General features: G+C 61.7%; 1 protein-coding gene. It reads right to left on the bottom strand.

Features of this window, described 5'->3' with window-relative positions; genetic code table 11:
- The coding region (locus tag D8U61_RS23395) for an immunoglobulin-like domain-containing protein (protein WP_347237683.1) at window positions 1-8,031 on the bottom strand (8,031 nt) is incomplete at both ends.

Here is an 8,031-nt window from a genome sequence, read left to right as displayed (position 1 = left end):
AGCCAGCGGCGTTGGTCAGCGTAGCGGTGTAAACGATCGAGCCACCTTCGGCCACAGAACCGGTCGCACTCAGCGACAGGTTGGTGGTGTCGGTAACGTCCGTGACAGAAGTTGAAACCGGAGTTTTGTCCGCCACCAGATCTTCGAAATTGCCACCGCTCACGCCAGTGATCGAGTTGGTGATCGGAGCATTACCGGCCAACGCATCGTTCGCAGCAACAGCAGTTGCGGTGCCAGTAGTCTGACCGACGCCGATGGTGATGGTCTGGCCGTTGGCCAGAGTTACCACAACAGGCGAACCAGTAACTGGCGCACCAACGGTGGCGGTGTAAGTCACGGTGCCGCCTTCAGCCACCGACGTATCAGCCGTCAGTTTGACGGTCGAAGTATCGATGGTGTCAGTGACCTGAGTGATCGCTGGAGTGGTGCTCGGCACGAGATTTTCGAAGTTACCGCCGGTGGCGCTGGTGATCGTGGCCTGAACGGAGCCGGCGTCTTTGTAGACGTCGTCAGCTGGCGCTGGAACGTTCACGGTGCCGGTGGTCTTGCCGGCGTCGATGGTGATCACAGCGCCGTTCGACAGGGTCACGGTCACGGGCGAGCCAGCGGCGTTGGTCAATGTCGCGGTGTAAGTGATCTGGCCACCTTCCGCCACCGAATTGCTGGCGCTCAAGGACAGATTTGTAGTGTCGGCAACGTCGGTGACAGAAGTCGAGACCGGAGTTTTGTCCGCCACCAGATCTTCGAAATTGCCGCCGCTCACGCCGGTGATCGAGTTGGTGATCGGAGCATTACCGGCCAACACATCGTTCGCAGCAACCGCAGTTGAAGTGCCAGTAGTCTGGCCGACGCCGATGGTGATGGTCTGACCGTTGGCCAGAGTCACGACGACAGGGGAGCCAGTCACTGGTGCACCGACGGTGGCGGTGTAAGTCACGGTGCCGCCTTCAGCCACCGACGTATCAGCCGTCAGTTTGACGGTCGAAGTATCGATGGTGTCAGTGACCTGAGTGATCGCTGGAGTGGTGCTCGGCACGAGATTTTCGAAGTTACCACCGGTGGCACTGGTGATCGTCGCCTGGACGGAACCGGCGTCTTTGTAGACGTCATCGGACGGTGCAGGAACGGTTGCGGTGCCGGTGGTTTCACCAGCCTTGATGGTGATCACGGCACCGTTCGACAGGGTCACGATCACTGGCGAGCCAGCGGCGTTGGTCAATGTCGCGGTGTAGGTGATCTGGCCACCTTCAGCCACCGAGTTGGTGGCGCTCAAGGACAGATTGGTAGTGTCGGTAACGTCGGTGACAGAAGTCGAGACCGGAGTTTTATCCGCAACCAGATCTTCGAAGTTGCCACCGGTTACGCCAGTGATCGAATTGGTGATCGGAGCGTTGCCCGTCAGCGCATCGTTCGAAGCGACAGCAGTTGCAGTGCCAGTAGTCTGGCCAACGCCGATGGTGATGGTCTGGCCGTTGGCCAGAGTTACCACAACAGGCGAACCAGTAACTGGCGCACCGACGGTTGCGGTGTAAGTCACGGTGCCGCCTTCGGCTACCGACGTATCGGCGGTCAGCTTGACCGTCGAAGTGTCGATGGTGTCGGTGACAGATGTCACGGCCGGAGCTGTGCTCGGTACCAGGTTCTCGAAGTTGCCACCGGTAGCGCTGGTGATCGCCGCCTGGACGGAACCGGCGTCTTTGTAGACGTCATCGGACGGGGCCGGAACGGTTGCAGTGCCGGTGGTTTCACCAGCCTTGATGGTGATCACGGCACCGTTCGACAGGGTCACGATCACTGGCGAGCCAGCGGCGTTGGTCAGCGTAGCGGTGTAAACGATCGAGCCACCTTCGGCCACGGAACCGGTCGCACTCAGAGACAGGTTGGTGGTGTCGGTAACGTCGGTGACTGAAGTCGAAACCGGTGTTTTGTCCGCAACCAGATCTTCGAAGTTGCCACCGGTCACGCCAGTGATCGAGTTGGTGATCGGAGCATTACCAGCCAACGCATCGTTCGCAGCAACAGCAGTTGCAGTGCCAGTAGTCTGGCCGACGCCGATGGTGATGGTCTGACCGTTGGCCAGAGTCACGACCACAGGAGAACCGGTAACTGGCGCACCGACGGTTGCGGTGTAAGTCACGGTGCCGCCTTCAGCCACCGAAGTATCAGCCGTCAGTTTGACGGTCGAGGTATCGATGGTGTCGGTGACCTGGGTGATCGCAGGCGTAGTGCTCGGAACGAGGTTCTCGAAGTTACCACCGGTGGCACTGGTGATCGTCGCCTGCACGGAACCGGCATCTTTGTAGACGTCGTCGGACGGTGCAGGAACAGTTGCGGTGCCGGTGGTTTCGCCAGCCTTGATGGTGATCACAGCGCCGTTCGACAAGGTCACGGTCACTGGCGAGCCAGCGGCGTTGGTCAGCGTAGCGGTGTAAACGATCGAGCCACCTTCGGCCACGGAACCGGTCGCACTCAGAGACAGGTTGGTGGTGTCGGTAACGTCGGTGACTGAAGTCGAAACCGGTGTTTTGTCCGCAACCAGATCTTCGAAGTTGCCACCGGTCACGCCAGTGATCGAGTTGGTGATCGGAGCATTACCAGCCAACGCATCGTTCGCAGCAACAGCAGTTGCAGTGCCAGTAGTCTGGCCGACGCCGATGGTGATGGTCTGACCGTTGGCCAGAGTCACGACCACAGGAGAACCGGTAACTGGCGCACCGACGGTTGCGGTGTAAGTCACGGTGCCGCCTTCAGCGACCGAAGTATCGGCAGTCAGTTTGACGGTTGAAGTGTCGATGGTATCGGTAACATTGGTCACCGCTGGAACCGCGCTTGGCACCAGGTTCTCGAAGTTGCCACCGGTCGCACCCTCGATGGTCACTTCGACTTTGCCGGCATCTTTATAGACGTCGTCTTTCGGTGCGTCGACGGTCACGGTGCCGGTGGTTTTGCCTGCATCGATAGTGATGGTGGCGCCGTTCGACAGGGTCACGGTGACCGGTGTGCCGGCCGGGTTGGTCAGGGTTGCGGTGTAGGTGATCTGGCCGCCTTCGGCAACCGAATCGCTGGCGCTCAGGTTCAGATTGGTGGTGTCGGTGGTGTCGGAAACCACGGTGTCAGCGGACTTGCCGTCGACTTCCAGTTTTTCGTAGTTGCCACCGGTGGCGCCATCAATGGTCACGCTCAGCGAGCTGCCGCCCGCCAATGGGCTGTTCGGCGCGACGTAGTTGACGCTGCCGGTGGTTTCGCCAACGGCGATGGTGATGGTCTGACCGTTGGACAGGCTCACGATCACCGGCGAACCGGTCACTGGCGCGCCCACGGTGGCGGTGTAGACCACGGTTTCGCCTTCGGCGACGTTCGCAGTGGCGCTCAGCGACACGGTGGTGGTGTCGATGGTGTCGTTGACCGTGGTCACCACCGGCGCTGTGCTGGTGACGAGGTTTTCGAAGTTGCCGCCGGTTGCGCTCTGGATGGTCGCTTCAACGCTGCCGGCGTCTTTATAGACGTCGTCTTTCGGTGCATCGACGGTCACGGTGCCGGTGGTCTTGCCGGCCTCGATGAGGATAGTCGCACCGTTCGACAGCGTCACGGTGACCGGTGTGCCGGCGGCGTTGCTCAAAGTCGCGGTGTAGGTGATCTGGCCGCCTTCGTTCACCGCGCCGGTCGCGCTGAGCGACAGGTTGGTGGTATCGGCGGTGTCGGTCACGATGGTGCTGACCGGGGTCTGGTCGGCGACAAGATTTTCGAAATTACCGCCGCTGACGTTGGTGATCGAGTTGGTCAGCGGCGCGTGGCCGGCGAGGACGTCGTTCGGCGCGGTGGTGCTCACGCTGCCGCTGGTCTTGCCGACTTCGATAGTGATGTTCTGACCATTGGCCAGGGTCACGACCACAGGCGAGCCGGTGACCGGCGCGCCGACGGTGGCGGTGTAGGTGACGGTGCCACCTTCGGCTGCGGTTTCGGTGGCGGTCAGTTTGACCGTCGAGGTGTCGACGGTGTCGGTGACATCGGTAACCGCTGGCGTGGTGCTTGGCACCAGGTTTTCGAAGTTGCCGCCAGTGGCGTCCTTGATCGTGACTTCAACTTTTCCGGCGTCTTTATAGACGTCGTCGGCAGGTGCCGGAACGGTGACGGTGCCGGTGGATTTGCCAGCCTCGATGGTGATCACCGCGCCGTTGCTCAGATTCACGGTCACCGGGGTACCGGCCGGGTTGCTCAGGGTCGCGGTGTAGACAATCGAACCGCCCTCGGCCACGGAGCCGGTCGCGGACAGCGACAGGTTGGTGGTGTCGGCGACGTCGGTTACCGAGGTCACCGCCGGGGTTTGGTCGGCGACGAGATTTTCGTAATTGCCACCACTGGCGCCGACGATTTTCACGCTCAGGGTGTTGCCGCCGGCCTGTGCATCGTTCGGCGCGGTGAAGTTGACGCTGGCGCTGCTGGCGCCGACCGGAATGGTGATGGTCTGGCCGTTGGACAGAGTCACCAGCACTGGCGAACCGGTGACCGGGGCGGTCACGGACGCGGTATAGACAACCACGCCGCCTTCTACCGCGCTGGCGCTGGCGGTCAGCGAAACCGTGCTGTTGTCGATGGTGTCGGTGACATCAGTTACCGCAGGAGTCTTGTCGATCACCAGGTTTTCAAAGTTGCCGCCGCTGGTCTTGGTGATGCTCGCATCGACCTTGCCGGCGTCCTTGTACACGTCATCGGCGGGGGCGGCGATGGTTGCGCTGCCGGTGCTCGCGCCCTTGGCAATGTTGATCACCGCGCCGTTGCTCAGGGTCACGCTCATGGCGGTGCCGGCCGGATTGCTCAGGGTCGCCGTGTAGACGATCGAGCCGCCCTCGGCAACGCTGCCGGTGGCGCTCAGGCTGATGTCGGTGGTGTCGACGGCGTCGGTGACTTTGGTCACCACAGCCGAACGATCGGCATCGACGCGCTCGAAATTGCCGCCGCTGTGGCTGGCGATCGCCGTCCGCACGTTGCTGCCATCGATGTACGGCGTATTGGCGGGCGCCGGGAAATTCACCGAACCGCTGGTAGCACCGGCAGCGATGTTGATCACCGCGCCGTTGGCCAGGGTCACGGTCATCGCAGTGCCGGCCGGGTTGCTCAGGGTCGCGGTGTAGGTGATCTGGCCACCTTCGCTGACGGTATCGCTGGCGGTGAGAGTCAGTGCGGTTGTGTCGACGGTGTCGTTGACCGTGGTGCTGACCGGAGTCTTGCTGACGTCGAGTTTCTCGAAGTTGCCACCGCTGGCGTCGGTCATGGTTACGGTGAGCTTGCTGAGGTCCTTGTAGACGTCATCGCTCGGTGCGGCGATCGTCACCGAACCGCTGGTCTTGCCGGCTTCGATGGTGATGGTCTGGCCATTGCTCAGATTGACGGTTACCGGCGTTTGCGCGGCGTTGGTCAGCGTGGCGGTGTAAGTGATCGAAGAGCCTTCGAGCACATAGCTTTCTGCGCTGAGGGTCAGGTGCGTGGTGTTGACCGTGTCGGCAACGTTGGTCACCGCAGGCGTAGTGCTCGGCACCAGATTTTCGAAGTTGCCGCCGGTGGCGTCCTTGATGGTGACTTCGACTTTGCCGGCGTCTTTGTAGACGTCATCGGCAGGTGCCGGAACGGTCACGGTGCCGGTGGTCTTGCCGGCTTCAATGGTGATGACCGAACCGTTGCTCAGGTTGACGGTGACCGGCGTACCGGCCGGGTTGCTCAGCGTCGCGGTGTAGGTGATCTGCCCGCCTTCGTTGACGTTGCCGGTGGCAGTCAGCGCGACGCTGGTGGTGTCGACGGTGTCGGTCACAGTGGTGCTGACCGGGGTCTTGTCGGCCACCAGATTCTCGTAGTTGCCGCCGCTGACGTTGGTGATCGAGTTGGTCAGTGGTGCGTGACCGATCTGCACGTCATTCGATACCGGGGCGGTGACGCTGCCGGTGGTCTGGCCCACGGCGATGGTGATGCTCTGGCCGTTGGCCAGGGTCACGACAACAGGCGAGCCGGTGACGGGCGCGCCGACAGTGGCGGTGTAGTTGACGGTGCCGCCTTCCGCGACCGAGGTGTCGGCGGTCAATTTGACCGTCGAGGTGTCGATGGTGTCGGTGACTTGAGTGACCGCTGGCGTGGTGCTCGGAACGAGGTTCTCGAAGTTGCCGCCGGTGGCGCTGGTGATGGTGGCCTGCACGGAGCCTGAGTCTTTGTAGACGTCGTCGGACGGAGCCGGGAAGCTCACATTACCGCTGGTTTCGCCTGCCTGGATGGTGATGACGGCGCCGTTCGACAAGGTCACGGTCACTGGCGAGCCAGCAGCATTGGTCAAGGTGGCGGTGTAAGTGATCTGGCCGCCTTCAGCCACGGAAGCGGTCGCACTCAGCGACAGATTGGTGGTGTCGGCCACGTCGGTGACGGTGGTCGAAACTGGAGTATTTTCCGCCACCAGGTTTTCGTAATTGCCGCCGCTTACGCCAGTGATCGAGTTGGTCAGCGGAGCGTTGCCGGTCAAGGCATCGTTCGGTGCAGTGTAGGTGATGGAGCCAGTGGTCTGGCCGACGGCGATGGTGATGTTCTGGCCGTTGGCCAACGTCACGACCACAGGCGAGCCGGTGACTGGCGCGCCGACGCTGGCGGTGTAAGTCACGGTGCCGCCTTCGGCAACCGAGGTGTCTGCGCTCAGCTTCACTGTCGAAGTGTCGACGGTGTCAGTGATTTCGGTCACTGCTGGCGTAGTGTTCGGCACCAGATTTTCGAAGTTGCCGCCAGTGGCGTCCTTGATGCTGACTTCGACTTGGCCGGCGTCCTTGTAGACGTCATCGGCAGGCGCTGGAACGGTAACGGTGCCGGTGGTTTTGCCTGCATCAATGGTGATCACCGAGCCGTTGCTCAGGGTCACGGTTACCGGGGTGCCGGCCGGATTCGTCAGCGTGGCGGTGTAGGTGATCTGGCCACCCTCGGCCACAGAACCGGTGGCGCTGAGGTTCAGGCCAGTGTCATCGACCGAGTCGGTAATCGTGGTAATGGCTGGCGTGGTGCTTGGCACCAGGTTTTCGAAGTTGCCACCGGTAGCGCCAGTGATGGTCGTGCTGACGGTGCTGCCGTTGCTGTACACATCATTGGCCGCAGTCGGCACGTTGACGGTGCCCACGGTTTCACCCGCAGCAATGGTGATGGTCGAACCGTTGGACAGGGTGACGGTCACCGGCGTCTGCGCTGGATTAGTCAGTGTCGCGGTGTAGGTGATCTGACCGCCTTCAACAATGTTGTTGGTCGCGGTCAGCGTCAGGCCGGTGTTGTCGACCGAGTCGGTGATCGTAGTGACTGCTGGCGTGGTGTTCGGCACCAGGTTTTCGAAGTTGCCGCCGGTAGCCCCGGTGATCGTCGTGCTGACGGTGCTGCCATTGTTGTAAACGTCATTGGCCGCAGTCGGCACGTTGACGGTGCCGACGGTTTCGCCAGCCGCGATGGTGATGGTCGAGCCGTTGGACAGCGTGACGGTTACCGGGGTTTGCGCCGGGTTGGTCAGGGTCGCGGTATAGGTGATCTGACCGCCTTCAACAATGTTGTTGGTCGCGGTCAGCGTCAGGCCGGTGTTGTCGACCGAGTCGGTGATCGTAGTGACTGCTGGCGTGGTGTTCGGCACCAGGTTTTCGAAGTTGCCGCCGGTAGCCCCGGTGATCGTCGTGCTGACGGTGCTGCCATTGTTGTAAACGTCATTGGCCGCAGTCGGCACGTTCACGGTGCCAACGGTCTCGCCCGCAGCAATGGTGATGGTCGAACCGTTCGACAGGGTGACGGTAACTGGCGTCTGCGCTGGATTAGTCAGCGTTGCGGTGTAAGTGATCTGACCGCCTTCAACAATGTTGTTGGTCGCGGTCAGGGTCAGGCCAGTGTCATCGACCGAATCGGTGATGGTGGTGACCGCAGGCGTGTTGCTTGGCACCAGGTTTTCGAAGTTGCCACCGGTAGCGCCAGTGATGGTGGTGCTGACGGTGCTGCCATTGTTGTAAACGTCATTGGCCGCAGTCGGCACGTTGA

It is taken from the genome of Pseudomonas sp. Sample_14 (assembly GCF_004307515.1).
Classification (GTDB): domain Bacteria; phylum Pseudomonadota; class Gammaproteobacteria; order Pseudomonadales; family Pseudomonadaceae; genus Aquipseudomonas; species Aquipseudomonas atacamensis.
The sequence above is the reverse complement of the archived record's forward strand: the minus strand, read 5'-3'. Positions and strand labels throughout refer to the sequence as shown.